Source organism: Paenarthrobacter nitroguajacolicus (genome assembly GCF_007786235.1).
In the GTDB taxonomy this organism is placed as follows: Bacteria; Actinomycetota; Actinomycetes; order Actinomycetales; family Micrococcaceae; genus Arthrobacter; species Arthrobacter nitroguajacolicus_A.
This window is the reverse complement of sequence record NZ_VNFK01000004.1, coordinates 197,323-221,795: the sequence shown is the minus strand read 5'-3', so window position 1 is coordinate 221,795 and position 24,473 is coordinate 197,323. Positions and strand designations below refer to the sequence as shown.

At 63.8% G+C, this 24,473-nt stretch carries 20 protein-coding genes; 16 read left to right on the top strand and 4 right to left on the bottom strand.

Annotation, left to right across the window (positions count from 1 at the left end; all coding sequences use genetic code 11):
* Positions 1–68: 68 nt before the first annotated feature.
* The 3 genes from FQP90_RS23250 to FQP90_RS06830 all read left to right on the top strand — a co-directional run bounded on the left by FQP90_RS23250 (position 69) and on the right by FQP90_RS06830 (position 3,315).
* The gene (locus FQP90_RS23250) at positions 69–209 is read left to right on the top strand and encodes a hypothetical protein (protein ID WP_167510425.1); all 141 of its coding nucleotides are present in this window, start codon (positions 69–71) and stop codon (positions 207–209) included.
* 156 nt (positions 210–365) lie between these two features.
* Positions 366–1,877 (top strand): glycosyltransferase family 87 protein, encoded by a 1,512-nt coding sequence (locus FQP90_RS06835; protein WP_208759955.1) that lies wholly within the window; start codon positions 366–368, stop codon positions 1,875–1,877.
* A complete protein-coding gene (locus tag FQP90_RS06830; protein WP_144648958.1) occupies positions 1,870–3,315 on the top strand; it encodes a phytoene desaturase family protein in 1,446 nt (481 codons plus the stop codon). The genes FQP90_RS06835 and FQP90_RS06830 overlap by 8 nt, the downstream gene beginning before the upstream one ends.
* Before the next feature lie 6 nt (positions 3,316–3,321).
* Here FQP90_RS06830 and FQP90_RS06825 read toward each other — a convergent pair whose 3' ends face one another.
* Positions 3,322–3,927: an NAD(P)-dependent oxidoreductase gene (locus FQP90_RS06825; protein WP_144648956.1), complete on the bottom strand. Its 606-nt coding sequence runs from the start codon at positions 3,925–3,927 to the stop codon at positions 3,322–3,324.
* 97 nt (positions 3,928–4,024) lie between these two features.
* Here FQP90_RS06825 and FQP90_RS06820 point away from each other — a divergent pair, with 97 nt between their 5' ends.
* The gene (locus FQP90_RS06820) at positions 4,025–4,453 is read left to right on the top strand and encodes a winged helix-turn-helix transcriptional regulator (protein ID WP_144648954.1); all 429 of its coding nucleotides are present in this window, start codon (positions 4,025–4,027) and stop codon (positions 4,451–4,453) included.
* On the opposite strand, the gene FQP90_RS06815 is transcribed toward FQP90_RS06820, so the two are convergent.
* Positions 4,416–5,117 (bottom strand): ABC transporter ATP-binding protein, encoded by a 702-nt coding sequence (locus FQP90_RS06815; RefSeq protein ID WP_144648952.1) that lies wholly within the window; start codon positions 5,115–5,117, stop codon positions 4,416–4,418. The genes FQP90_RS06820 and FQP90_RS06815 overlap by 38 nt on opposite strands.
* A 24-nt stretch (positions 5,118–5,141) precedes the next feature.
* Entirely contained in the window at positions 5,142–6,221 is a 1,080-nt protein-coding gene (locus tag FQP90_RS06810) for an ABC transporter permease (protein WP_144648951.1), read from the bottom strand.
* Positions 6,222–6,415: 194 nt separating this feature from the next.
* On the opposite strand from FQP90_RS06810, the gene FQP90_RS06805 reads away from it, so the two are divergent.
* The 7 genes from FQP90_RS06805 (at position 6,416) to FQP90_RS06775 (ending at position 18,254) form a co-directional block, all read left to right on the top strand.
* Positions 6,416–7,696, top strand: coding sequence for a sensor histidine kinase (locus FQP90_RS06805; RefSeq protein WP_144648949.1), 1,281 nt, complete (start codon positions 6,416–6,418; stop codon positions 7,694–7,696).
* Complete coding sequence (locus FQP90_RS06800) at positions 7,693–8,349, top strand: response regulator (RefSeq protein WP_144648947.1); 657 nt, start codon at positions 7,693–7,695, stop codon at positions 8,347–8,349. Before FQP90_RS06805 ends, FQP90_RS06800 begins: the two co-directional genes overlap by 4 nt.
* 112 nt (positions 8,350–8,461) lie before the next feature.
* Complete coding sequence (locus tag FQP90_RS06795) at positions 8,462–12,310, top strand: NPCBM/NEW2 domain-containing protein (protein ID WP_144648945.1); 3,849 nt, start codon at positions 8,462–8,464, stop codon at positions 12,308–12,310.
* 115 nt (positions 12,311–12,425) lie between these two features.
* Positions 12,426–14,396, top strand: a complete 1,971-nt coding sequence (locus FQP90_RS06790) for a penicillin-binding transpeptidase domain-containing protein (RefSeq protein WP_167510424.1) — start codon at positions 12,426–12,428, stop codon at positions 14,394–14,396.
* Positions 14,397–14,465: 69 nt separating this feature from the next.
* The gene (locus FQP90_RS06785) at positions 14,466–16,148 is read left to right on the top strand and encodes an ABC-F family ATP-binding cassette domain-containing protein (protein ID WP_144648943.1); all 1,683 of its coding nucleotides are present in this window, start codon (positions 14,466–14,468) and stop codon (positions 16,146–16,148) included.
* Between the two features lie 154 nt (positions 16,149–16,302).
* Positions 16,303–17,070, top strand: a complete 768-nt coding sequence (locus FQP90_RS06780) for a DeoR/GlpR family DNA-binding transcription regulator (RefSeq protein ID WP_144648942.1) — start codon at positions 16,303–16,305, stop codon at positions 17,068–17,070.
* Positions 17,067–18,254 (top strand): MFS transporter, encoded by a 1,188-nt coding sequence (locus tag FQP90_RS06775; RefSeq protein ID WP_144648940.1) that lies wholly within the window; start codon positions 17,067–17,069, stop codon positions 18,252–18,254. The genes FQP90_RS06780 and FQP90_RS06775 overlap by 4 nt, the downstream gene beginning before the upstream one ends.
* Here FQP90_RS06775 and FQP90_RS06770 read toward each other — a convergent pair.
* A complete protein-coding gene (locus tag FQP90_RS06770) occupies positions 18,199–18,903 on the bottom strand; it encodes a phosphatase PAP2 family protein (RefSeq protein WP_144648938.1) in 705 nt (234 codons plus the stop codon). The genes FQP90_RS06775 and FQP90_RS06770 overlap by 56 nt on opposite strands.
* A gap of 79 nt (positions 18,904–18,982) precedes the next feature.
* Between FQP90_RS06770 and FQP90_RS06765 the strand changes: the two genes are divergently transcribed.
* The 5 genes from FQP90_RS06765 (at position 18,983) to FQP90_RS06745 (ending at position 24,440) form a co-directional block, all read left to right on the top strand.
* The gene (locus FQP90_RS06765; protein WP_144648936.1) at positions 18,983–20,485 is read left to right on the top strand and encodes a bifunctional phosphatase PAP2/diacylglycerol kinase family protein; all 1,503 of its coding nucleotides are present in this window, start codon (positions 18,983–18,985) and stop codon (positions 20,483–20,485) included.
* 157 nt (positions 20,486–20,642) lie between these two features.
* On the top strand, positions 20,643–21,587 hold the full coding sequence (locus FQP90_RS06760; protein WP_144648934.1) for an ABC transporter ATP-binding protein: 945 nt from the start codon (positions 20,643–20,645) through the stop codon (positions 21,585–21,587).
* A 2-nt stretch (positions 21,588–21,589) separates the two neighbouring features.
* Complete coding sequence (locus FQP90_RS06755; protein ID WP_144648933.1) at positions 21,590–22,441, top strand: ABC transporter permease subunit; 852 nt, start codon at positions 21,590–21,592, stop codon at positions 22,439–22,441.
* A 20-nt stretch (positions 22,442–22,461) separates the two neighbouring features.
* The gene (locus FQP90_RS06750) at positions 22,462–23,751 is read left to right on the top strand and encodes a sensor histidine kinase (protein WP_144648931.1); all 1,290 of its coding nucleotides are present in this window, start codon (positions 22,462–22,464) and stop codon (positions 23,749–23,751) included.
* The gene (locus FQP90_RS06745; protein WP_144648929.1) at positions 23,748–24,440 is read left to right on the top strand and encodes a response regulator; all 693 of its coding nucleotides are present in this window, start codon (positions 23,748–23,750) and stop codon (positions 24,438–24,440) included. Before FQP90_RS06750 ends, FQP90_RS06745 begins: the two co-directional genes overlap by 4 nt.
* The last annotated feature ends 33 nt before the right edge of the window (positions 24,441–24,473 follow it).

The window sequence follows — 24,473 nt, the reverse complement described above, 5'->3', positions numbered from 1 at the left end:
CATGGAATCAATTGGCTCTAATTGTCATGCCTAAATATCGGAGATTTCTCCACGAAAGGAGGTGAACCATGCCAAAACGCCCCGAAGACATGCGCTTCTACAAGAGCAGCGATGCTCCCAAGGACCGCACCCTGTTCAACGGCCAGCTGCTCGACCAGCGCCGCGAAGACGTCTACGTTGTCCTGCACCAGATGGGACTCATCCGCTGAATCCCTTCAGCCATTCCGAAGGAGTTTCAGATGCCAGACATTCATGCTGAACCTCAAGGAGCCCACGCGGCTACGCGTGGGCTCCCCCCTTTTAACGGACTCCGACCGGGGACTTCCACTGGGCCGTGGGCCACGGCATGACGGTAAGCTCGATCCATGCAGGAGACGAAGCCGCACCAGCAGCGAAAACGTGCCCGCTTTGTGGTTCCCAGCCGCAGCGATCCCCTGCTTCGCAACTTCACGGAGCTGGTGGGTGGGCCCATGGGCAAATACTCGTCTCCGGGAAAAATCTCTCCAGGGCCATTCACAGTTGAACGCGTCCTTATCATCCTGACCGTGTTCGCCGCGTTGCTGGCGGTCCTCGCCAAGGACTACTGCCGTGTCAACGGCTGGCAGACTCCCGATCAGTTCTACGCCACCTGCTACTCCGACTTCCCTGAGCTCTTCAAAAACCGGGGACTGGGCGATGGCATCTTCCCCTTCTTCACGCAGGGCAGCCTGTTCGAGTACCCCGTGCTCATGGGGGTCATTGCAGGTTTCACAGCATTGCTGGTTCCAGGGCAAGGTGTGGGGAACGAGCGCGTTCTGGCCTACTTTGACATCAATGCCACCATGATTGTGGCCATATGGATAGTCACCGTCCTTCTCACGGCACGGATCAACAAACGACGCCCTTGGGATGCTGCCATGGTGGCCGTAGCCCCGGGCATGATTCTGGCCGGCTTCATCAACTGGGACATGTGGGCCGTGGGGCTGCTGGCCCTGGGCATGTACTTCTTCTCCCGGGACAAACTGGTACTGGCGGGTGTGTTCATCGGCCTTGGAACGGCCACCAAGCTGTATCCCGTCCTGATACTCGGCGCCATACTGCTATTGGCCCTGCGGACTGGCAAGCTGCGGACGTTCTTTGTCACCACCGGCGCTGCGCTGGCGTCCTGGCTGGCCGTTAATCTACCCATCGCCGTGATCAACCCCTCCGAATGGCGCTACTTCTTTGAGTTCTCGCAAGAGCGCCCAGCCGGGTACAGCTCACCGTGGTTCGCTTACAACCTGGTGGCCGACCGAATCCAGTGGACGCAGATGGACGCGGGAACCATCAACTCCCTGGCGCTGTCCCTGTTCATCCTGGCGTGCGTTCTCATAGGTGCACTGTCCCTGTGTGCACCACACCGGCCGCGCCTGGCCCAGCTGGCTTTCTTGATCGTGGCTGCCTTCATCCTCACCAACAAGGTCTACTCGCCCCAATTCGTCATCTGGCTCATCCCGCTTCTGGCCCTGGCAAGGCCCCGGTGGCGGGACTTCTTGATCTGGCAGGCCGCAGAAGGGCTCCATTGGGCAGCCATCTGGATGTACCTCGGCCAAGCGACCAGCGGCGGCTCCGTTCAGCACAACATCGACATGTCCTACTACGTCCTGGCTGTCGCACTTCATATGGCAGCAACCGCGTACCTGATGGCACGCGTGATCATGGATATCTGGGATCCTGCCCAGGATCCGTTGCGAGCGTACGGGCAAGACGATCCCCACGGCGGACCTTTTGATGGTGCGCGGGACTGGTTGCGGTTCGATGTCTTCCGCCCTTCGCGCTCTGCGCTGCCGTGGCGGACCCAAGCTGCCCTTCCCGCATCCACAGCAGCCCACAAAACGGAGGTGAAGAGCGATGGCTGATGTCGCCGTCGTCGGTGCCGGTCCCAACGGCCTTGCCGCTGCGGTGGTGATGGCCCGTGCCGGGCTCGATGTCCATCTGTACGAGGCCGCAGCCACCATTGGTGGCGGAACTCGGACCACGGAATTGATTGAACCCGGCTATTTCCACGATGTGTGCTCTGCGGTGCATCCCATGGCGTTGGCGTCGCCGTTCTTCAAGTCCTTCGAACTTTCGCAGCGCGTGGATCTGCGGGTTCCAGAGATTCAGCACGGCACTCCCTTGGACGAGGGCGGGGCAGCGCTGGCCTACCAGTCGTTGGAACGGACATCGGCGGAGCTGGGCGTTGACGGCCCGGCCTATCGCAGGTTGATGGCGCCCCTCTTGGCGCATGTTGAGGGTGTGGTGGATTTTACGTCCAACCAGTTGTTGCGCGTCCCCCGGGATCCGCTGGCAGCCCTCAGGTTTGGGCTTGCCACCTTGGACCAGGGAACGCCGTTCTGGGGACGCCGCTTCCGTGAAGAGGCTGCCCCCGCACTGCTGACCGGTGTCATGGCACATGCCGTCTCTGCCTTGCCATCGCTCAGTGCCACCGGCGCTGGCCTCTTGCTGGGGGTCCTGGCTCACGCTGGTGGTTGGGTGGTCCCCATGGGCGGCTCGGCCGCCATTGCCAAGGCCATGGCCGATGACCTCCTCGCCCATGGAGGCACTATCCATACGGGTGAGCGGGTGGACTCCCTGGACCAGGTCCGGCCGGCGAAGGCCATTCTGTTGGATGTGGCACCGCCGACACTGGCACGACTGGGTGGGGGGGAAGTTCCAGACCGTTACCGGCGGGCATTGGAAACATTCCGATTTGGGAATGCTGCCTGCAAAGTGGACTACATCCTTTCCGGACCCGTCCCTTGGTCCGCCCCGGGATTGGCGAAGGCGGGAACCGTCCATGTCGGTGGTTCGCGGGCAGCCATAGCCGAAGCCGAGAACCTGGTGGCGATGGGCAAGCACCCCAAGGACCCCTATGTCCTGGTGTCACAGCCATCGCTGGTTGACCCATCGCGGGCACCCGCGGGCCGGAACATCCTGTGGACGTATTGCCACGTGCCCGCCGGCTCCGACGTGGACATGGCCGAGGCGGTGACCGCACGCATTGAGCAGTATGCCCCGGGCTTCCGCGATGTTGTGGTCGCTTCCAAAACCACGACGGCGGCGGACCTGGCGGCGTACAACGAGAACTATGTGGGTGGAGACTTCAGCGCGGGCTTGGTGGATATGCGCGGTCTCCTCCAGCGCCCCGTGGTGTCGAATGCGCCCTGGCGGACCCCCATGGCCGGTGTCTACCTGTGTTCATCCTCGACGCCACCGGGTCCGGGGGTTACGGGAATGCCCGGATACCACGCGGCGAAATATGCCCTTAAGGACATATTCCAGGCGCAGGTACCCGGGCTCGGGGTGGGGCTGTAGGAGGCCCTAGTTGGCAGCGGTGAAACGTGCGCGGCGGTGGGCCGGGGTTTCAATCTCGTCCAGCATGGCTACGGCGTAGTCCTGTGAGGAGATGCTGTTGCCGGCAGGTGAATCCTTGGCCACGGTGTATTCGCCGGTGCGCTCACCAGGCTGAATGACGGGCGCGGGAGCAAGGACGGTCCAGTCGATGGTGTCCGGAGTCTGCTTCACAGCTTCGAATGCCTTGGCTGCCGTGGTGGCTTCAGCCTTGTAGGCCTCGGGGAAGTCCGGGGAATCGAGGAGGCGGACACCGTCAATTTCCAGGGTGCCGGCGCCGCCAACAATCATCAGGCGGGTGCCCTCGGAGTTGCTGTACGCGGTAGCCATGGCGTCAAGCCATTCCGCATGGTCGCCGCCGGTGCGGCTGGGACCCGTCGCCAACACAACGACGTCGTGCTCCTTTGCAATGGACGCGAACGTCTGGCCGTCGGCCTGGTCTGCGGCCCGGGCGGAAGCGCCGGGGACTTCTGCGCCCTTACGGGAGATAGCCGTGACTTGGTGGCCGCGAGTGATGGATTCGTTGACGATCTGGCTTCCGACCATGCCCGTTGCGCCGTAAACTGCGATTTTCATTGCTCTCCTTGGGGTTGGTATCCTTGCAATAAGTCAAAGGTATCCAATAGATACTGATAGCTTCAAAGGAACCTAGTTACCTCAGGGATACTAAACTATGAACACCCAAGACCTCCCCGCGAACATCCTGGACCCAAACTGCCCATCACGGGTGATCTTCCAGCGCATCGGCGATAAGTGGGCATCGCTGGTAATCCAGGTTCTGGGCGAAGGACCCGTCCGCTTCTCGGAGCTGCGGAAGATGGTGAGCGTTGTGACGCCCAAGGTGCTGACCCAGACGCTGCGAGCCCTTGAGCGGGACGGGCTGATCACGCGGACCGTCCACGCCCAGGTACCACCGCGCGTGGACTACGAGCTGACGGCGATGGGCGAGTCCCTGTTGCAACCATTGTCATTGCTCCGCGAATGGGCCGAGAGCCATGTCCCCACCATCCTGGAAGCCCGCGATGCTTACGACGACGCCCAGGACGAAGCTCTCCTCGGCTCCCCTAGCTGGGCTGGGCGGACGGGACTGCCGCGCGGCTGATCCGGCCATCCCGCATGGTCGCGACCGCGTCGGTGAGGGGCAGGAATTCCGTGTCGTGGGTGACCATGACCGTGGCCGTCCGGAACTCATCGGTGACGCGGCGCAAGAGACGGACAATCGAATCGCTTCGTTCGTGATCGAGAGCCGCCGTAGGCTCGTCCACCAGAAGCACCGTGGGACTCCCCATCAAGGCCCGTGCGATGTTCACCCGTTGGCGCTGCCCGCCGGACAGCTGGTGTGGCCGTTTGTGCGAAGCGCCGGACAGGCCCACGACATCCAGAAGTTCCCCCGCTTTGAGGCGGGCGTCCTTCAGGGGATTGCCGCGCAGATGCTCACGGATCAGCAACTGCTCGACGGCGGTCAGTGCCGGGAGCAGGTTGGGTTGTTGGAAGATGATGCCCACTTTGTCCCGGCGGAGTTCTGTGCGCTCGGCATCCTTAAGGGCGGAGACATCCTGCCCATCGATCACCACCAGCCCGGCAGTGGGTTTGACCAGCGTGGCCGCGACGGCGAGCAAAGAGGATTTGCCGGAGCCGGAGGGTCCCACCAGGGAGAGGAACTCACCCCTGCGGACGGCCAGGTCCACGGAGTCCAAGGCCTTGAGCGTGGAACCGCCATCGGGATATTCGAGGGAGATGTTGACGAGTGTAAGTGCGGAAGTCACGGTGTATGCCTTTCGAAGTATGTTCTAGTTGCCGCCGAGGGCCAGCAGCGGATCAACCGTTGTGACTTTTCGGACTGCCAGGACGGCACCACCCAGGCCCAGGAGGATGATCCCCGCCACCGGCAGCAGCGTTGTGAGGGGAGTGACCAGGAAGGGCGCCGCTTGGGCGGCGAGAACTCCTCCGCCCAAGCCAATGGCACCGCCAACGGCCGCTCCGGCCAGCAATACCAGGGCAGCTTGGGCCAGTGCATCCCGCAGAACGTAGCCCGAAGAGGCGCCCAGGGCTTTGAGCACAGCGATGTCCCGCGTGCGCTGCACGGTCCACACCGTCAGGAAGGCCACAATGACCAGGGCGGAGATGCCGTAAAGGAATGCCTGCATGAGCATGAGTGACCCGTTCTCGCTTTTGTAGGAGGCCAACGCTTGGAAGGAGCCCACGGGATCCGTGCTGACCGTGCCGGCCATCGCGTTGGCGGCGTCGAGGTCCAAGGAGGTTCCGGCGTCGTGCGTTATGGCGATGACGGTGGCGGTCCCGGGCGAGGCGTGGGCGATGGAGCGCCAAGTATCGAGCGTCGTCCAGACCACGCCCGTGTGCGAGTACCACTGGTCCTCCACAACGGCCGCGACCGTCAGGTCCGTCCCGCCCATCCGGATACGGTTGCCGGCCTCCAGCGAAAGGTCTTTGGCCAGCGTTTCACCGATCACCACGGTCCCATCCTGCACAGCGGATGGGGCCACGGAACCCCCAAAGACAGCGACATTCGCCGTGCCACTCGGAGTATTGCCCGCTCCCAAGGACTGGAAGCGTGTTTGGCTGATCCCGAGCGCCTGGGCTGACGTGACGCCGGGCTGTTCCCGCCACGACTCCACCTGGGCCGCGGAAACCTCCGACTCTGTATAGGAGAGCTTCGGTTCACCGCCCGCCGGTGCGCCGAAGACAATCTGCTGCGCGGGCAGGGCAGCAATAGCCGACGTCGACTGGTTGCCCAGGCCCGCCGTCAGGCCGGAGAGCATGACCAGCAGCAAAGTGATCAGGGCGACGACGCTGCCCATGAGCGCGAAGCGGCCCTTGGCGAAGCGGATGTCGCGGATGGCGAGAAACATCGGATTCCTTCGGTTGGTGCGGGCTTGGTCCCGGCACCATCAACTCTTCCGAAGACGGGTAGGGAGGACATCGGGAGCCGGATGGATTGGCCGGCGCCGAGGGGTTGAACCGACGATCATCCGAATGGTTGATTCAGGCTCCAGGACGTGGATTCCGGGCCGTTTGGGAGGTGGCCGGGGATACGCTGGGAGGCATGCAGACCCCCGCAGGCGCCGCCACAATCCTTCGCGTGCTGCGCGTCTGCCTGCACGTGGGTTTCGCGGTGCTGCTGCTAGTGGCGATGGTGCGGTTGCTGACCGGTGTTGGAACTGCCGGGACACCCTCTCCGATGACCGTGGTGGCTGGCCTGGGATTGTCCGCCCTCCTGGCGCTGGTCTACCTCGCAGGAACCATCCTTGAGAAACGCCACGCAACCGACTCCTCGCGGTTCAATCCCTCGATGTATGCACGCTTGTGGCTGGGCGCCGTGATGCTGCTGTGGCTGCTGCTCCTGCTGGTCAGCAGCGACTTCGCCTGGGTCGCTTTCCCACTGTTCTTCCTGCAGTTGCACCTGCTCCCCCGTCGCCTGGCATTGCCGGCGATCGCAGCGAGCACCGCCCTGCTGGTGGGCGCCTTGTGGTTCCACAGCCGGGGATTGTCCGACGGCGGCCTGCAACTGGCCATGGTTCTGGGGCCGGTGTTCGGGGCCGGGTTCGCTGTGGTCACCGGACTGGCGTACCGTGCACTGTTCCTCGAGGCGGAGAACCAGCGGATCGTGGCTGACGATCTCCGCCGGACCCGGGCGGAACTTGCCAAAACCCAGCACGACGCCGGGACCATGGCCGAGCGCGAACGGCTGGCCCGGGAAATCCACGACACGCTGGCGCAGGGCTTTTCAAGCATTGTCCTGATGGGCAGGTCCGCAGAGAAAGCACTGGAGGGCGGCGACGTGGAGACGGCGCAGGAGCGGCTGAGGATCGTCCAGGACACGGCATCGGCCAACCTGGCGGAGGCGCGCAGTTTCGTGCGGGGACTGCGTTCGCCGGACCTTGAACAGTCCGGGCTGGTGGACACGCTGCGTCGGCTCTGCGAAAAGACCGAGACTGAGGCCGCTGCCAGGGGTACGGCGTTGCGCTGCCGCTTCGAGTTGGTTGGTACGCCTGTGGAGCTGCCCAATACGTACCAGACCACCCTGCTCCGGGCCGCCCAGGCATCCCTCGCGAACGTGTGGGCGCACGCCCACGCGCGCGCCGCCGTCGTAACCCTGTCCTTCCTTGGCACGGAGGTGACGCTGGACGTTTTCGACGACGGCATAGGTTTCCAGCCGTCGACGGCGGCCGGTACAGCACGCGGCGACGGCACCGGCGTCGGGCTTCTGAGTTTGCGTGAGCGGCTTGCCGCTTTGGACGGCAGCCTGGAGATCGAGTCGGCTCCTGGTGAGGGAACCGTCGTGGCGATGCGGGTGCCCTTACCTGCGGGGGAAGGTGCCGTATGAGTGACATTCGTGTCCTGCTGGTGGACGACCATCCGGTGGTCAGGGCTGGTCTCCGGGCGATGCTGGCCGACTTCCCCGGCGTAAGCGTGGTGGCGGAAGCGTCCGACGGTGATGCCGCATTGGTTGAGCTCAGCAAGCTGCACACGCTCGGCGAGCCCGTGGACCTGGTGCTCATGGACCTGCAGATGGGCGATGGCATGGACGGTGTGACGGCCACCGGGAAGATCAAAGCGGGTGAGGCCGGCAGCCCTCCTCCACCCGTCCTGATTCTGACGACGTACGACACTGACGCCGACATCCTCGCCGCAGTGGAGGCCGGCGCCAGCGGCTACATGCTGAAGGACGCGCCGCCGGAGCAGATCCGGCAGGCGGTCCTGTCCGCCGCGGCCGGTCAAACGGCGTTGGCGCCTGAAGTTGCGGCCCGGCTTATGGGCCGCATCCGGAATCCCTCTCCGGCATTGAGCGGCAGGGAGGTCCAGCTGCTGGAGCTGCTGGCCACCGGCATGAGCAACCGTGCCATGGCCAAGCAACTCTTCATTTCCGAGGCCACGGTGAAGACCCATTTGGTGCACATCTACTCGAAGCTCGGCGTGGATAATCGCACGGCTGCCATCGCCGTCGCGACGCAACGCAGGATCATCCGCGGCCATTAGACCGCGCCAATTTTGGTGAAACGGTTGACCTTTCGCCTTCGAGCAGTGACGATTAGTGCACGTTTCGCTATGAGTTAGATCACAAACTGTCACTCGTCGAAAGTTGGCTCACATGTCCGCACCCTCCTTGGGTCTGTCCGGAGCTGCCCCCAACAGCTTCGGACGCACCAGAAAAAACTCGTTAGCCAGGAAGGTCGCATCCCTCGGCCTCGCCTCGCTGCTTCTCGCAGGAACCATCCCCGCCCTCACCTTTGCCGCCGCCGCCAATGCCGCACCCGGTGATCCCGCGGCGATCAAAGCCGTTACCCCGGAAGTACCCGTCGATGCTGCCGGAGTACCCCTCGGGGCGGTGACCGGCTTTACCCAGTCCGGCCACGTCGTCGATCTCTCCACCGAAAAGGGCGCCATCCGCGTCACGTTCCTGGACGACGGCAACTTCCGTTTGGAAGCCGATCCCAGCGGAAAATTCACGGACCCGGCCAATACCGACCAAGGCGACCCGGCCAGGACCGCCAACATCGTGGTGGGCAAAGACAAGTTCCCCGGCACCACGCCCACGGTCACCGACGGCGACTGGCTGGTCCTGAAAACTGCAAAGATCAGCGTCGAGATCAACAAAGCCTCCACCCAGCTCCGCGTCGTCAGGGCTGACGGTTCCCTGGTCCTGGAAGAGTCCGTTCCCATCACTTTTGGGGCAAATTCGGCCACCCAGCACCTTGCGCAGCAGGACGGTGAACAATTCATCGGCGGCGGCATGCAGAATGGCCGCTCCGTCCACACCGGCGCACTGATCAACATCGCCAAGAACTTCGACTGGGACGACGACGGCTACCCCAACGCCGTGCCTTATTACATGTCCTCCAAGGGCTACGGCGTCCTCCGCGACACGTTTGCCCGCGGCTCCTACAACTTCGGCGGCCAGCCAACCACCACGCATGAGGAAAAGCGCTTTGACGCCTACTACTTCGTGGGCGACTACAAACAGTCCCTGGGCGCATACACCACGCTGACCGGCAAGCCGATGATGCCCCCGGTCTACGCCCTGGAATATGGCGACGCCGACTGCTACAACCGCTCAAACCCGGGCTATTCGTCCTCCGGATACGGCGATCCCGACGGCGCCAAGCAGAAAACTCCCGACGCCATCAAGACAGCGCGGAAGTTCGTTGAAAATGATATGCCCGCCGGCTGGATGCTGGTCAACGACGGCTACGGCTGCGAGTACCAGCAACTCCCGGAAACCGTGAGCAACATCGAGGACGAAACCGACCTCAAGGTTGGCCTCTGGACGCAACGCTCCCTCACCAACCAGGAATATGAAGTGGGCGAGGCCGGAGTCCGGCTCCGCAAGCTGGACGTCGCATGGGTGGGCCAAGGCTACCGTCAGGCCCTCACGGGCTGCGAGGCTGCCCACGGTGGTATCGAACAGTACTCGAACGCCCGCGGCACCTCCCTGATGGTGGAAGGCTGGGCCGGCTCCCAGCGGTGCGGCATGCAGTGGACGGGTGACCATTCAGGAAACCTCGACGCCGTCCGCTGGCAGGTCTCGGCCCTCACCGGCGCCGGCAACTCGGGCCTGGCATTCACCACCGGCGACGTTGACGGCATCTTTGGCGGGTCCGCCGAGTCCTACGTCCGCGACCTCCAGTGGAAAGCCTTCGCTCCGGCGCTGTACTCCATGTCCGGCTGGGCCGCGACGGACAAGCGCCCGTGGCTCTACGGCGACGAGGCAACAGCCATCAACCGCCAATACCTGCAGCTCCGCCAGCAGCTCATGCCTTTCATCTACTCCTTGGCGCAGGAATCCTCCACCACCGGCGTCTCCATGATGCGCTCCATGGCCCTCGAATTCCCTGACCAGCAGTGGTCCTACGGGGCCGAAGCGAACAACCAGTTCATGCTTGGATCCGATTTCCTGGTGGCACCGGTCTTCACCCAGACCGACGTCCGCAACGGAATCTTCCTCCCGGCAGGACAGCAGTGGGTGGACTACTGGACCGGCAAGCTCTACCAGGGCGGCCAGATCCTCAACGGCTACAACGCACCCCTGGACAAGCTGCCTGTATTCGTTCGTGCCGGAGCGGTGATCCCGCAAGGCATCGTGGCCCGCAATGCGTCCCTGGTCCCGGAAGACTCCATGATCACCTTGGACGTCTACGCCAAGGGCCAGGACACCTTCACGCTCTATGAGGATGACAAGGTCACCCGCGAATTCAAGGACGGCAAGTCCTCCAGCCAGCTCTTCTCCGTAGACGCGCCAGGTACCGGCAACAGCAGCGTCAAGGTAACAATCGGTGAACGGACGGGCGAATACACCGGCAAGGCCGCAGCCCGCCCCTACGAGCTAAAAGTCCATGCAGGCGCGGCACCCAAGGACGTCAAAATCGGTGGAACCAAACTCACCCAACACACCACCCAGGCTGCTTACGCAGCTGCGGCAACCGGCTGGTACTTCGACGAGGCCAACAACGGCACTATCTGGGTAAAGACCGGGTCCATCGCTTCCAACCAGTCCGCAACGGTTCAACTCCAGCAGGCCGGCCCGCTGGGCGGCAAGAGCCAGGAAGACACCGCAGCGGAAGTCCGCGTGACCACCGGCCAGCAGGTCTTCCAGGACCAGGAAACCACCGTCACCGCGGCATTTGTGAACACCGGAACCAAGGCCAAGAGCAATGTGGTCCTCACCCCGGTTCTTCCCGAGGGCTGGACTGTTGTCTCTTCCTCCGGCGCGACGGCGGCCAAGGTCGAAGGCGGCGCCACAACCACTGCCACGTTCGTCATCAAACCCGGCTCCAGCGCGAAGGCGGGCCAACAGACCGTGCGGGTATCGGCGTCGTACACTGCTTCCGGCTCCAAGCAATCGGTGACCGGCGGCAACCAGATCTATGTCGCCTACGGGTCCTTGGCTGCGGCCTACAACACCGTCTCCATCACCACGGTGGCGGGCAAGGCGCTCGGAAACTTCGACGGCGGAGGGGCCACCTTCGCTGCCGAGCAGCTGGCTGCCGCCACGGTTCCGGCGGGCGGTGTCAGGCCGGGCAGTACGGTGACGGTGGATGCCGGGAAGCCGACGCAGGTGGACTACACATGGCCGGCCGTGGGACCCGATGTCCCCAACTCGGTGGCGCTGTCCGCGCAGACCATCGCCGTGAAGGGCAAGGGAACACACTTGGCTGTCCTCGGATCGGCCGCGGTGGGCAATGGAACGAGCCCTACGTTGACCTTGACGTATGCTGACGGATCCACTGAGAAACAGTCCATCTTCTTCCCGAACTGGCTGCAGCCCTCAGTACTGAACGGCGCCCTGCTCGCAGTTTCCGAACAAGGCCGCAACAACGCCAACGGTCCGTCGCCGGAGTACACCCAGTACAAGTACCAAGCGTTCTCCAACACGGTGCGGCTTAACCCCACCAAGGAACTGGCCTCCGTCACCTTGCCCACCGACACCCGGGTGAAGTTCTTCGACTGGAAGGTGACCTCGCAGCCGCTGCCGGACGTTCCGCATGGCTCGGTGTTCGCCTCGGAAACCCCGTGGGTCCAGGCATTGAACGGTTACGGAGTAATCGGCAAGAACGTGGCCAACAAGGACTCCGCGTCGTCCCCGGACAAGCCGCTGGCCATTAACTACACTGATCCCGCCACCGGTCAGCAGCCTGTTTTCTCGAAGGGCCTCGGCGTGCATGCTGCCTCCAAGATCACCTATTACCTGGGTGGCAAGTGCACTTCGTTTACGTCGCAAGTGGGCCTTGAAAGCGGCTTCGGCGGCAACATCATCTTCAAGGTCAACACCGACGGGGTGAACAAGTACCAGTCGCGCACGTACACCCCGGGATTCGCTCCGGAATCGGTGTCCGTTGACCTGACGGGCGTGGCGTATGTCGAATTGGTTGTTGACCCATCCGGTTCCATCAATGGCGCACATGGTGTCTGGGGTGATGCCAAGTTCACCTGTGCCCCGTAAGTCGCTTGTGCTGACAGCCGTCGCTTGCCGCCTCTTTCCGGGGGTGGCAGGCGGCGGCTGTCCGTCTGCTGGCCGGGACAAGAAACTGTCAGGGGAACCGGGCATAATGTCGCAAATGGGGAAAACACGAAACCTTGTCCTGGGCCTTGTAACGCTCGTGATGGCTGGCTCACTGACTGCCTGTGATGACGGCCGGGCCGGCGCGGAGGGAGCAGCCAAGCAGCTGGCGTCCTCGTTGTCAGCGCTCGACGTCGGCCAGATCGCCGTCGACGGTAAAGACGCTGCCGCGGCCAACGATGAACTCAAGGCAGTTTTCGAGGGGCTCGACGCCAAACCGTCAGTGCAGTCAGGTGACGTCAAGCTCGACGGCGACACCGCCACCTTCCCTTTGAGCTACAGCTGGAACATCGGTTCGGCCAAGTGGGACTACAGCTCTGAGGCCACCCTCAAGAAGTCCGGCGACAAGTGGGCGGTTCAATGGGGTCCTGCCCTGCTGGCACCCCAGCTTTCCGAAGGCGAGACTCTTTCCGTTAAGACTGTCCCTGCCCAGCGTGGTCAGATCCTGGGCGCCGGTGACGCTCCGATCGTTGAGGACCGGCCCGTCTTCCGCGTGGGAGTGGACAAGACGAAGATACCTGCCGAACAAGCAGACGCCTCAGCGCGGGCCATGGCTGCCTTGCTGGGCCTGGACGCCGAGGAATACGCCAATCAGGTTGCTGCCTCGGGGCCACAGGCGTTCGTGGAGGGCCTCGTCCTCCGCGCCTACACAGCTGACATCACCGAAGCCAAGATCAAGGCCATTCCCGGCGGTGCAAGCATCCTGGATTCCATGGCCTTGGCTCCCACCCGAACCTTTGCCCGGGCGTTGTTGGGCAGCGTGGGCCAAGCCAGTGCCGAACAAATTGAGAAGTCCAACGGCGCCTTGCGTGCGGGAGACACCACCGGAACCGGCGGGCTGCAGCAGAAGTACGACTCCCTGCTCCGCGGCAAGGATGGCGTGGAAGTCATTGCGAGTTCCGAGGCCAAGTCCGAAGGCGAAACGCCCGGCACCAAGGTGTTCTTCTCCTCACTGCCTGCTCCCGGCACCACGCTCAAGACCACCCTTGACTTGAAACTGCAGCAGTTGGCTGAGGAAACGTTGGCCGGAGTTGGGCCGGCGTCAGCCATCGTGGCATTGAGGCCCTCCACCGGAGCTGTCCTGGCTGCAGCTTCAGGACCGGGCAGCAACGGCTACAACACGGCCATGCTCGGGCAGTACGCTCCTGGTTCCACCTTCAAGATCGTCGATTCACTGGCGATGTTCCGCAACGGTGCCACGCCCGATTCCAAGGTGGAATGCCCGTCCACCCTGACCGTTGACGGCCGCACCTTCAAGAATGCAGAGGGCTACCCGGAGACCTCGCTGGGTTCCGTGCCGCTGATCGACGCTTTCGCACACTCGTGCAACACCGCCTTCATCAACGCCCGCGACACCGTCAGCCAGGACCAGCTCGAGTCGGCAGCCCAAGCCCTGGGCGTGGCGGTAGAAGCTCCCAAGCTCGGCGCAGACGCATTCCTGGGCTCCGTACCCGGCGCCGCTGAAGGTACCGGGCACGCAGCCTCCATGATCGGCCAAGGCAAGGTACTCTTCTCGCCGCTCTCTGCCGCCATCATGGCCGCTTCCGTTGGCAACGGCGCGCCTGTTTCGCCGCAGCTCGTGCTGAACGCCGACGCAGCCCAAAACTCCAGCCCCGGCGCGACTCCCACGGAAAGTGGCAGCGCATCGCCGTCGTCCGCTTCTGCCGCGGCAATCGCCGCCCCGGCGTCCACCAAACCGATCACCAAGGAGGAAGCCACTGCGCTCTCCAGCATGATGCGGGCCGTGGTGACTTCCGGCCACGCAGGCTTCCTCGCGCAGGTTCCGGGCGCTCCGGTTGGAGCGAAGACGGGTACGGCGGAATTCGGCAACGACGATCCGCCCAAGACGCACGCGTGGATCGTCGCTACGCACGGTGACCTGGCGGTTGCAGTCTTCGTTGAAGACGGCGGGCTGGGGGCGACCACCAGCGGGCCGTTGCTGAAGACGTTCCTTACGGCGGCGGGCTGAGCGGAGGGGTGACGGCGGTTCCGGGTATCGCCGTCGAGCGTTAATAGCGCGCCGTGGGAGTATTGAAACGTGGCCCATATTGACGTTTCCGGCATCGACTACTTCCTCTCCGACGGCACCCAGCTGCTCAACGGCGTGACCTTCAAGGTCCCGGACGGCACCAAAACGGCGTTGATCGGACCCAATGGAACGGGTAAGACAACGCTGTTCAAGATCATCTCCGGCGACCTCACGCCGGACGAAGGCGTTGTGGGCCGGTCCGGGAACATGGGCATCATGCGGCAGTTCGTGGGCCAGGTCCGCGATGAATCCACGGTCCGCGACCTCCTGGTTTCAACCGCGCAGGCCGGGCTCGCCGCTGCTGCCAAGGCGGTTGAGGACGCAGAGCTGGCCATGATGGAGCACGACGACGAGCCCACCCAGATGAAGTACGCGCAAGCGATTGTGGACTGGGGAGATGCGGGCGGCTACGACGTGGAGACAGTCTGGGACGAAGTCTGCATGGCTGCGCTGGGAATTTCCTTCGACAAGGCCCAATTCCGCCGCGCCTCCACGCTGTCCGGTGGCGAGCAGAAACGCCTGGTGCTGGAAGCACTGTTCGCCGGTCCGGACGAGCTCCTGCTCCTGGACGAACCAGACAACTACCTTGATGTGCCTGGCAAGCGCTGGCTGGAGGGCAAGCTCAACGAGTCCAAGAAGACGGTGCTGTTCATCAGCCACGACCGTGAGCTGCTCAACAACGCTGCCGGCCGAATTGTCACGCTCGAGCCCGGCATCAATGGTGCCGGTGCTTGGATCCACGGTGGCGGCTTCGGCTCGTATGTAGAGGCCCGTGCCGACCGTCACGCCCGGTTCGAAGAACTGCGGAAGCGCTGGGACGAGGAGCACGTCAAGCTCAAGGAACTCGTCAACATGTACAAGAACAAGGCCGCGTTCCGCTCGGACATGGCCAACAGGTACCAGGCAGCGCAGACCCGCCTTGCCAAGTTCCTGGAAGCCGGGCCGCCTGAGGCACTGCCCATCGAGCAAAACGTGAAGATGCGCCTCAAGGGTGGCCGCACGGCCAAGCGTGCCGTCGTGGCCGAAAAGCTTGAATTGACCGGTCTCATGAAGCCGTTCTCCACGGAGATCTGGTTCGGTGATCGGGTAGGCGTGTTGGGTTCCAACGGATCGGGCAAGAGCCACTTCCTGCGGCTGCTCGCTACCGGCGGCACGGATCCGGAACGGGAGCACCTGCCGGTGTCCGACGTCGTGATTGCCGAAGTGCCGCACGATGGAACCGTGAAGCTGGGTGCCCGTATCAGGCCCGGGTTCTTCGCTCAGACCCACGTCCGCCCGGATCTTCTTGGCCGGACGCTGCTGGAGATCCTGCACCGCGGTGACGAGCACCGCTCGGGCCTCCCCCGCGAGGCTGCTGCCGGGGCGCTGGACTCCTACGGACTGGCCGGCCAGTCGGAGCAGAAGTACGAGTCCCTGTCCGGTGGTCAGCAGGCACGTTTCCAGATCCTGCTGCTTCAACTCTCCGGTGCCACTCTCCTGCTGTTGGACGAGCCCACCGACAACCTGGACTTGCACTCCGGCGAGGCTTTGGAGCGGGCCATCGATGCTTTCGAAGGCACGGTCCTGGCCGTCACCCACGACCGTTGGTTCGCCAAGTCCTTTGACCGTTTTCTCATCTTCGGCTCTGACGGCAAGGTCTACGAATCCGAGGAACCCGTGTGGGACGAGAAGCGCGTGGAGCGCGCCCGGTAGTTCCGACGCTCTCTCACATCCCAACGCTTTCCGGTAAACGCTCTTGCACTTGCTGCAGGAGCGTTTCCGTTTATGGGGTGGGATGTGAGAGAAGGTCCGTGCGCAAATGATCACCTGGCATGATTAAGTGCGCAGGCCTTGCTAGGGTTGAAGAATGGGAACTGCTGACCGCCACCGGCTCATTGGCGAGCTGCTGCGCACACGCGAACAAGCCACCGTTGATGAACTCGTCGTTGCGACGGGGGCCTCCGGGGCCACCATCCGCAGGGACCTTGAGATTCTCGCAGCTCACGGAGTCCTGAAACGCGTCCACGGGGGCGCCCGAAGTTTGGTGGCGCGTGGAGACAACCCGGGCTATGGGCAGCGCGAACTGGAAGACCACGAGGCCAAGGACCGCATAGCCAAGGCCGTTGACGGGCTCATTAGGGACCGGGAGCACGTGTGGCTGGACAGTGGCTCAACCGCAACAGAGATCGCACGCAGGCTGGGAAAACGCGAACTCACCGTCATGCCCATGTCCCTCCATGGCGTCGAGGCCCTGACCAGCACCAAGGATGGCCGGCCGCCCGAACTCATCCTCCCGGGAGGCAGCCTCGTCCCGGGCGAGCAGTCCTTCAGGGGACCCATGACGGAAGCCAACATCCGCTCGCTAAGGTTCGACACCGCCGTCGTAACCCCCTGCGCGCTCAACCTCAAGGACGGCCTCCTGGCCCACGACCTCGATGATGCGGCGGTGAAGCGTGCCGGGCTGGAATCTGCGGCGCGCGTGATCGTCGCATCGTCGGGAAGCAAATGGAATGCCAGTGCGGTTGCCTTGGTGGCAGCCATGGATACCGTGGACGTCATAGTGACGGACCTGGAACCATCCCCCGAAGATCTTGCCCGGCTCGACAAACTCTCCGTGGAAGTTGTGATTGCATGACCACCAGCACCAGAAGCACCACCAACGTCAACGCCGCAGCGGTGGCGACGTTCCTGATCTTCGGCATGAACGGTCTGGTCTTCGCCAGTTGGGCTGCCCGCATTCCGGCCGTGACCGAGGCTCTCAGCCTGACGTCCGGCCAGATGGGCACCCTGCTGCTGTGCACCGCCGTCGGGTCCCTGCTGGCCCTGCCGTCCGCTGGGTGGGTGGTGGGCCGGATCGGCACCGCGAACACCGTTCGTGTGGCGGGCATCGTGGCGGGAGCCGCGGGTGCGGCGATCGCCTTCTCGCTGATGGCCGCCTCGGTTCCGGCGACGGCGATTGCCCTCTTCTTCTTCGGGATTGGTATCGGCCTGTGGGATGTGGCCCAAAACATTGAAGGCGCTGACGTTGAGCACCGGCTCAAGCGCACCATCATGCCGCAGTTCCACGCGGCGTTCAGCGGCGGCGCCTTCCTGGGCGCGCTGATCGGCGCCGGACTCTCCCAGCTGGGTGTCGGCCTGCCCGAACACCTGCTGGTGATTGCCGCCATCGCCGTCGTCCTTGCGCTGACGGTCCCCCGGTACTTCCTCCCGCACCAAGCCGCAGAAATTCACGACGGCGGCGCGCCGGTTGAGAAGGGACCCACGGCATGGCGGGACGGCAGGACGCTGCTCATCGGCGTCGTGGTCCTGGGTGCGACCCTCACCGAGGGCGCAGGCAACGACTGGATCGCAAAGGCTGCAGTGGACGGCCTGGGAGCGTCGGAATCCACCGGTGCGCTGCTGTTCGCTCTGTTCGTCCTGGCTATGACGATCATGCGTTTCCTCGGTGGCAAAGCGATCGACAAGTTTGGCCGAGTGACGGTTCTCCGGGCCAGCATGGCTGCCGCCGCCGTGGGGCTGGCGCTCTTTGTTTTTGCCGGCAACGTGGTCTTGGCCGGAATTGGTGCAGCCCTGTGGGGGATTGGTGCGGCGCTGGCCTTCCCCATGGGCATGTCAGCCGCCGCGGACGATCCCAAACATGCCGCAGCCCGCGTCTCCGTGGTGTCCACCATCGGCTACATCGCGTTCCTTGCTGGACCGCCGCTGCTGGGCTACCTCGGTGACCACACCGGCATCCACTTGGCCCTGCTGGCCATCGGAGCGCCTATTCTGCTCGCTCTGCTGCTTGCCGGCGTTGCAAAGCCCTTGCCGCCCAAATAGTCTTACCGTCGGCTTCTGCATTCTCCTTGATGCATATATCGCGGAAGCGCCACCAGAGCAGCAGAACCACTCCAGCGGCCAGGCAAGCACCACCCAGGACATCGCTGAGCCAGTGGGCGGACAGGTAGGTCCGGCTGACCATCATCGCAATGACCCCAATAGCTGCCAGCAACTTCATCCACCAGCGTCCGATCAGGATCACCAGAACCACGAGGAATGCCGTAGTGGCCGATACATGCCCTGAAGGGTATGAACCCGTATCGGTCAGAACCCGGGCTCCTTGAGGACGGTCACGGCCCACTGCGGCCTTGGCCAACTGCGTAAGGGCCAGGGCGGTGATACCGGACGTCGCAGCAAAGACGGCCGCCATGGGGCGCTGCCACACCAGGAGCGCAATCGCGAGCACCACGTGGAACGCAAGGATCCCCGCGTACCCGGCCCAATTGAGTATGGCGTTCACGCTGTCCCAGAAGGGCGAGTGCAGGGTGAACGAGTAGGCCTGCCACGTGGTATCAACGGCGTTGAATGCAGGCTCGCCCTGCCCCGTCAGCAGCATCGCGGCCGGCACCGCGAAGGCGCACAGCAGGAGCACCCCGGGTGTGACCAGTTGCCAACTTGGCCGTTGGCGCGGAAGCAGGACACGAATCATCCATTCATCGTAGCCACGGCTGCTGGGCGTACATCGCCCGCTTTCGGGGCACGTCGCACAAAAGGGCTACTGTGATGGGATGCGAGGCTTCGTGGGCAAGGGACCCAAACGTGTTGCGAGATTCGACCACTTCCTGGTGCGGGCTGTCTCCCGGCAGCCCCAAGGCGATCACGATGTCTTCTTCCGGAGGCTCTCTTCCGCCGCAACCAAGGGAAAGCTATGGTTCGGCATCGCGGGGATCATGGCCACGTTCCCCGGCAAGCCACGCAGGGCCGCACTTCACGGATTGCTGGCGCTGGGCGTCGCCTCCGGCGTCACCAACCTCATCTTCAAGAAGGCCCTTCCCAGAACCAGGCCGCTCCCGGAGCATCTCCCCCTCTTTCGTTTCGTCAATCCGCAGCCCACCAGTTCGTCAATGCCCTCCGGCCACTCCGCTTCCGCTGTGGCATTCGCCGTGGGTGCCGGAATCGTTTCCCCACCGATCGGGACGGCCCTGGCCCCGATCGCCGCGGGGGTTGCCTACTCGCGTGTGCACACGGGTGCCCATTGGCCCTCGGACGTGGTGCTTGGTTCCGCGTTGGGAGCCGGCGCCGCTCTCCTGACCCGCAGGTGGTGGCCGGCCAGGCCCGCCGAACCCACACCTCGCCGTACGCCGGCAGAGGCGCCCGCCATTCACGACGGCGAGGGGCTGAGTATCGCGATCAACGTCATGGGTGGCTCCTACACCCCCGAAACGGGCGAACTCCTGAAAGTTATATTCCCGAAGGCTTATATACGCGAGATCGCCGAGGGGGACGATGTTGCGGCCCAGGTGGAGGCCGCGGCCACCCGGCCGGGCACCGTAGCGCTCGGCGTGTGGGGCGGCGACGGAACGGTGGGCACTGCGGCGGCTGCCGCCGTCGAGCATTCACTGCCGCTCCTGGTGCTGCCGGGCGGAACGCTCAACCACTTTGCCCGCGACCTTGGCACAAGCTCCATCGATGACGCGATCGAGGCAGTGACCAAAGGCCAGGCTGCGGCCGTTGACTTGGGGCACGTTGTGGTTCAGCGGGGCCTGCCGGAGAACCCTGAGACCAGCGAGCTGGCCATGCTCAATACCGCCAGTGTGGGCGTGTATCCCAATCTGGTCCGCCGCAGGGAACGGCTTCAGCCGGCCATGGGCAAGCCGCTTGCGAGTGTGGTGGCGTCGTTGCGCACCTTCGGCGTGAACTCCCCCACCACCCTCACCGTGGACGGCGTCAAACACAAGCTTTGGATTCTCTATATGGGCCGTGGAAGGTTCTACCCAAGCGACCATGCGCCGCTTCGCAGACCGGTGTTGGACGACGGTGTGTTCGACCTCCGCATGATCACGGCGGATGAGCCCTTTGCCCGGGCACGGTTGTTGTGGGCCGTCGTGACTGGCACGGTTGCAGCGTCCAAGGTCACCCATCTGACGGAAGCTACGGAGATCACTATTGAGGCGATCGGGCAGCCGTTGGTCCTGGCGGTGGATGGGGAACCGAAGCCAGGGGTCCGCAGTGCTACGTTCACGGTCAAGCCGCGGGAACTGCGGGTCTACTCCCCCCTGCCAACAGCTTAAGGCGGCTGGGCGCGGGGGAGGTCATCCGCGAGGACTACCCTGACTGAACCCTGAATCATCCCTGAGACAGGCGATTTACTTCCCCTCCGTGAGTAGCGTTGTGAGTACATTCAAAACTCACTTGCACACTCATGTGCTCCGAGGAGGGAACGCTTCCATGATCGAAGCAAAAGGCCTGACCAAGGTCTACGGCGAGAAGACCGCCGTCGGCGGCGTCAGTTTCACTGTCCAAGCCGGACGGGTGACGGGCTTCCTGGGCCCGAACGGTGCCGGCAAGTCCACCACTATGCGCATGATCATGGGGCTGGACTCTCCCACGGCAGGTTCTGTGACGGTGAACGGCGAACCGTTCGCCCAGCACAAGGCGCCCCTGCGTGAAATCGGTGCCCTGCTGGATGCAAAGGCAGTCCACACCAGCCGCACTGCCTACAACCACCTGCTGGCCATGGCCGCAACACACAGCATTCCCAAGAGCCGGGTCCATGAAGTCATCGAGATGACCGGCCTCAGCGACGTTGCCAAGAAAAAGGTCAAGGGGTTCTCGCTCGGAATGGGTCAGCGTCTCGGCATCGCCGCTGCGCTGCTGGGCGATCCGCAGACCATCATCCTTGACGAACCGGTCAACGGCCTCGACCCGGAAGGCGTTGTCTGGGTCCGCAACCTGGTCAAATACCTGGCTTCCGAGGGTCGCACGGTGTTCCTGTCCAGCCACCTCATGAGTGAAATGGCGTTGACGGCGGACCACCTGATCGTGATCGGTCGCGGCAAGATCATCGCCGACGCCCCCATTGCAGAAATCATCACCGGCAAGGGCCAGGCCCGGACACGCGTCCGCACCGACCAGCCGGAGCGGCTGATGCAGCTGCTCGCCGGCACCGGTGTTTCCGTTGAAGTCCACGAGCGCGAGCTGCTGGAAGTTTCCGGGCTGGATCCCCGCGGCATCGCCCGGACCGCCTTGGACAACCAGGTCATGGTTTACGAGCTCACACCGCTCCAGGCCAGCCTGGAGGAGGCGTACATGGAACTGACCAAGGACGAGGTCGAATACCACTCGCACATCACCACCGGGGCTTCGGCTCCCGCCCAGGCCGGAGGGAAATAGACATGAGCACCACCACTGTGGACCGCAAGTCCATCCGCAACTCCGTCGGTCCCGGACCGGCGTTCCACCGCGTACTCAACTCGGAATTCATCAAGTTCCGGACCCTGATGTCCACCCTTATCCTCCTGGCCTCCACGGCACTGGTGATGGTGGGCTTCGCGGCTCTCTCCGCTTGGGGAACGGGCCAGTTCGCAGAGCAGGTTGCCAACGACCCCGAGGCCGCCGCCGCCATGGCAGCGCAGGGCGGGGACCTGGCCGTCAGCATCCCCACCTCCGGTATCTCCTTCGCCCAGCTGATCCTCGGCTCCCTGGGCGTCCTGCTCATGAGCTCCGAGTTCACCACCGGTATGGCGCGCTCCACGTTCGCGGCCGTTCCCAAGCGGCTCTCGCCGTTCCTGGCCAAACTCATCGTGGTCATGGTCAGTGCCTTCCTCCTGACGGCGGTGTCCATCTACATCGCTGGACTGGTGTCGCTCCCCATCGTTGATAACTACGACCTCAAGCTGGACCTTGGCAGCTCGCAGTCCGTGAAGCTCCTCTTGGTCAACAGCCTCTACGTGGCGGCCGTGGCAGCCATTGGTATGGCGCTCGGCACGATCGTCCGCAACTCGGCAGGCGGCATCATGAGCCTGGTGGGGCTCCTGTTCGTGGCCCCGATCGCCTTCCAGCTCATTCCCGGCGACTTCTTCAAGGAAGCCAACAAGTACCTTCCCACCAGCACCATCAGCCCGCTGACCGCCGTCGAGCATGTTCCGGAAACGTTGGAAGCGTGGCAGGCGGCCCTGGTTCTGGGCGCCTGGGTAGTGGTGCCGGTTGCACTGGCCATGGTCCTGCTGAAGAAGCGGGACGTCTAGCCTCCGTCTAGGCTCAATCCATGACTGAAGCTCCACAGGTGAAGGACGCGCCGGCCACTGCGGCCGACGCGTCCTTCGCTGAAATTGCCCAACGCCGCAGGGGCAGGATCCGGCGCTACTTCTACAAGCATCCACGCGCCATGGATGCCGTGGTGGTCCTCTGCTACGTGCTGTTGGCACTGCCCACCATCATTCCGTCGGCCATCGACGGTAAATGGCTTGTAGTTGCCATACTGCTGTTGATCGCCACTGCCCTGATCTTCAGGCGCCGGTTCCCCCTTCAGGTGGTTCTCGCCGTCGGTCTTCTGGAGATAGCGGCCACCATCCTCAACCCTTGGGGTTCCAACGTTTCGGCAGGCCTGTGGTTTGCCCTGTATGCGCTGGCATCCCTCCGGGGGCGAGGGATGTCACTGGTGGTTTTCGTGGCGGCAAGCCTGCCGCTGAGCCTTCTCTACCTGTTCATGTGGACGAGTCCCAGCGAGATGGACAACCTGCAGGACGTTCCGGAAAACTTCCATCTCATCAACAACATCGCCACGGCCGTGACCATCATGCTGTCCAACCTCCTGGCAACAGGCATCGGCATTTCGGTGCGTCAGCGCAGGGAACACGAAGCGGAGATCGCTGCGTGGGCCGCACGAACCACGCAGTTGGGCAAAGTCACCGAACGCAACCGGATCGCCCGCGAAATGCACGACGTCGTGGCGCACTCCTTGACTGTGATGATCAGCCTGTCGGACGGCGCGGCGGTGGTGGTCAAGAAGGACCCGGAACGTGCCGGTGAGGTGCTGAGCGAGCTGTCCCGAACCGGCCGGGCCGCCTTGGCGGATATGCGCCGCGTCCTTGGGGTCCTGCGGGATGATTCCGGCCGGCCTGCACCGCTGACCCCGCTGGAGTCGGGGCATAACCTCTCAAAGCTCCTTGAGGGGTTCCGAACGGCCGGGCTGCCGCTGCACTACGCGCACACGGGGCCGGGCCTCCCGGCCGATCCGGCGTTTGAACTGACCGTTTACCGGATTGTGCAGGAATCCTTGACGAACGTCCTGCGGTACGGTCGGTCGCTCAGCCGCGTTGACGTCCAAGTGGCTCGCGACGGCGACCTGGTCACCATTGACGTGTTCGACGACGGCCGTGGAACCCGTGAGGGTGGTGGCGAATCCGTGGGCAGCCTGGGGACAGGCCAAGGCATCGCAGGAATGAACGAACGCGCCGGAATCTATGCTGGAATCGTTACTGCCGGTCCCAGCAAAAGGGGAGGCTGGGCGGTCCACGCCGAGCTCCGCTGGAACGGCGACAAGGGGGAATCATGACCGAAGACATCATCAAAGTGCTGCTGGTGGACGACCAACCACTGCTGAGGATGGGCTTCCGGCTCATTCTTGAAGGCGAAGAGGACTTCCACGTGGTGGGCGAGGCCTCGGACGGCATTGAGGCCGTGCGCCGCGTTGAGGAGTTGCAGCCGGACGTGGTGCTGATGGACGTCCGGATGCCCGCCATGGACGGCATCGAGGCAACCCGACGTATTTCGGACTCCGGTTCCGAGGCCCGGGTCATCATCCTCACCACGTTCGACCTGGACGAGTATGCCTTCACGGGGCTGCAAGCCGGAGCTTCCGCGTTTCTGCTGAAGGACGTTGCCCCCGCTGAGCTGGTCCATGCCGTGCGCTTGGTGGCCAGTGGTGACGCGGTGGTCGCTCCGCGGGTTACGCAGCGGCTCCTGGAAACGTATGTCCGAGGGGGAGCTGTTCCCGGTCATCCGCCCACTCCCCACCGGGACCCGCTGCTGGACGAACTCACTCCGCGGGAAACCGAGATCCTCACGACCATCGCGGAGGGCCTGTCCAACGCGGAAATCGCCCACAAATTCTTCTTGTCCGAGGCGACGGTGAAGACCCATGTGCGCCGGATTCTCAGCAAGTTGCAGTTGCGGGACCGGGTGCAGGTTGTGGTTTACGCCTACGAAACCGGACTCGTGGTGCCCAGCAACCCCGATTACTGACGGATCAGTAGATCCGGCCACATATCAGTTCTG

Excerpts from the sequence above, each read along its gene's own strand:
- FQP90_RS23250 (WP_167510425.1), top strand. The coding sequence starts at position 69 with ATGCCAAAACGCCCCGAAGACATGCGCTTCTACAAGAGCAGCGATGCT.
- FQP90_RS06835 (WP_208759955.1), top strand. The coding sequence starts at position 366 with ATGCAGGAGACGAAGCCGCACCAGCAGCGAAAACGTGCCCGCTTTGTG.
- FQP90_RS06830 (WP_144648958.1), top strand. The coding sequence starts at position 1,870 with ATGGCTGATGTCGCCGTCGTCGGTGCCGGTCCCAACGGCCTTGCCGCT.
- FQP90_RS06825 (WP_144648956.1), bottom strand. The coding sequence starts at position 3,927 with ATGAAAATCGCAGTTTACGGCGCAACGGGCATGGTCGGAAGCCAGATC.
- FQP90_RS06820 (WP_144648954.1), top strand. The coding sequence starts at position 4,025 with ATGAACACCCAAGACCTCCCCGCGAACATCCTGGACCCAAACTGCCCA.
- FQP90_RS06810 (WP_144648951.1), bottom strand. The coding sequence starts at position 6,221 with ATGTTTCTCGCCATCCGCGACATCCGCTTCGCCAAGGGCCGCTTCGCG.
- FQP90_RS06805 (WP_144648949.1), top strand. The coding sequence starts at position 6,416 with ATGCAGACCCCCGCAGGCGCCGCCACAATCCTTCGCGTGCTGCGCGTC.
- FQP90_RS06800 (WP_144648947.1), top strand. The coding sequence starts at position 7,693 with ATGAGTGACATTCGTGTCCTGCTGGTGGACGACCATCCGGTGGTCAGG.
- FQP90_RS06795 (WP_144648945.1), top strand. The coding sequence starts at position 8,462 with ATGTCCGCACCCTCCTTGGGTCTGTCCGGAGCTGCCCCCAACAGCTTC.
- FQP90_RS06790 (WP_167510424.1), top strand. The coding sequence starts at position 12,426 with ATGGGGAAAACACGAAACCTTGTCCTGGGCCTTGTAACGCTCGTGATG.
- FQP90_RS06780 (WP_144648942.1), top strand. The coding sequence starts at position 16,303 with ATGGGAACTGCTGACCGCCACCGGCTCATTGGCGAGCTGCTGCGCACA.
- FQP90_RS06775 (WP_144648940.1), top strand. The coding sequence starts at position 17,067 with ATGACCACCAGCACCAGAAGCACCACCAACGTCAACGCCGCAGCGGTG.
- FQP90_RS06770 (WP_144648938.1), bottom strand. The coding sequence starts at position 18,903 with ATGATTCGTGTCCTGCTTCCGCGCCAACGGCCAAGTTGGCAACTGGTC.
- FQP90_RS06765 (WP_144648936.1), top strand. The coding sequence starts at position 18,983 with ATGCGAGGCTTCGTGGGCAAGGGACCCAAACGTGTTGCGAGATTCGAC.
- FQP90_RS06760 (WP_144648934.1), top strand. The coding sequence starts at position 20,643 with ATGATCGAAGCAAAAGGCCTGACCAAGGTCTACGGCGAGAAGACCGCC.
- FQP90_RS06755 (WP_144648933.1), top strand. The coding sequence starts at position 21,590 with ATGAGCACCACCACTGTGGACCGCAAGTCCATCCGCAACTCCGTCGGT.
- FQP90_RS06750 (WP_144648931.1), top strand. The coding sequence starts at position 22,462 with ATGACTGAAGCTCCACAGGTGAAGGACGCGCCGGCCACTGCGGCCGAC.
- FQP90_RS06745 (WP_144648929.1), top strand. The coding sequence starts at position 23,748 with ATGACCGAAGACATCATCAAAGTGCTGCTGGTGGACGACCAACCACTG.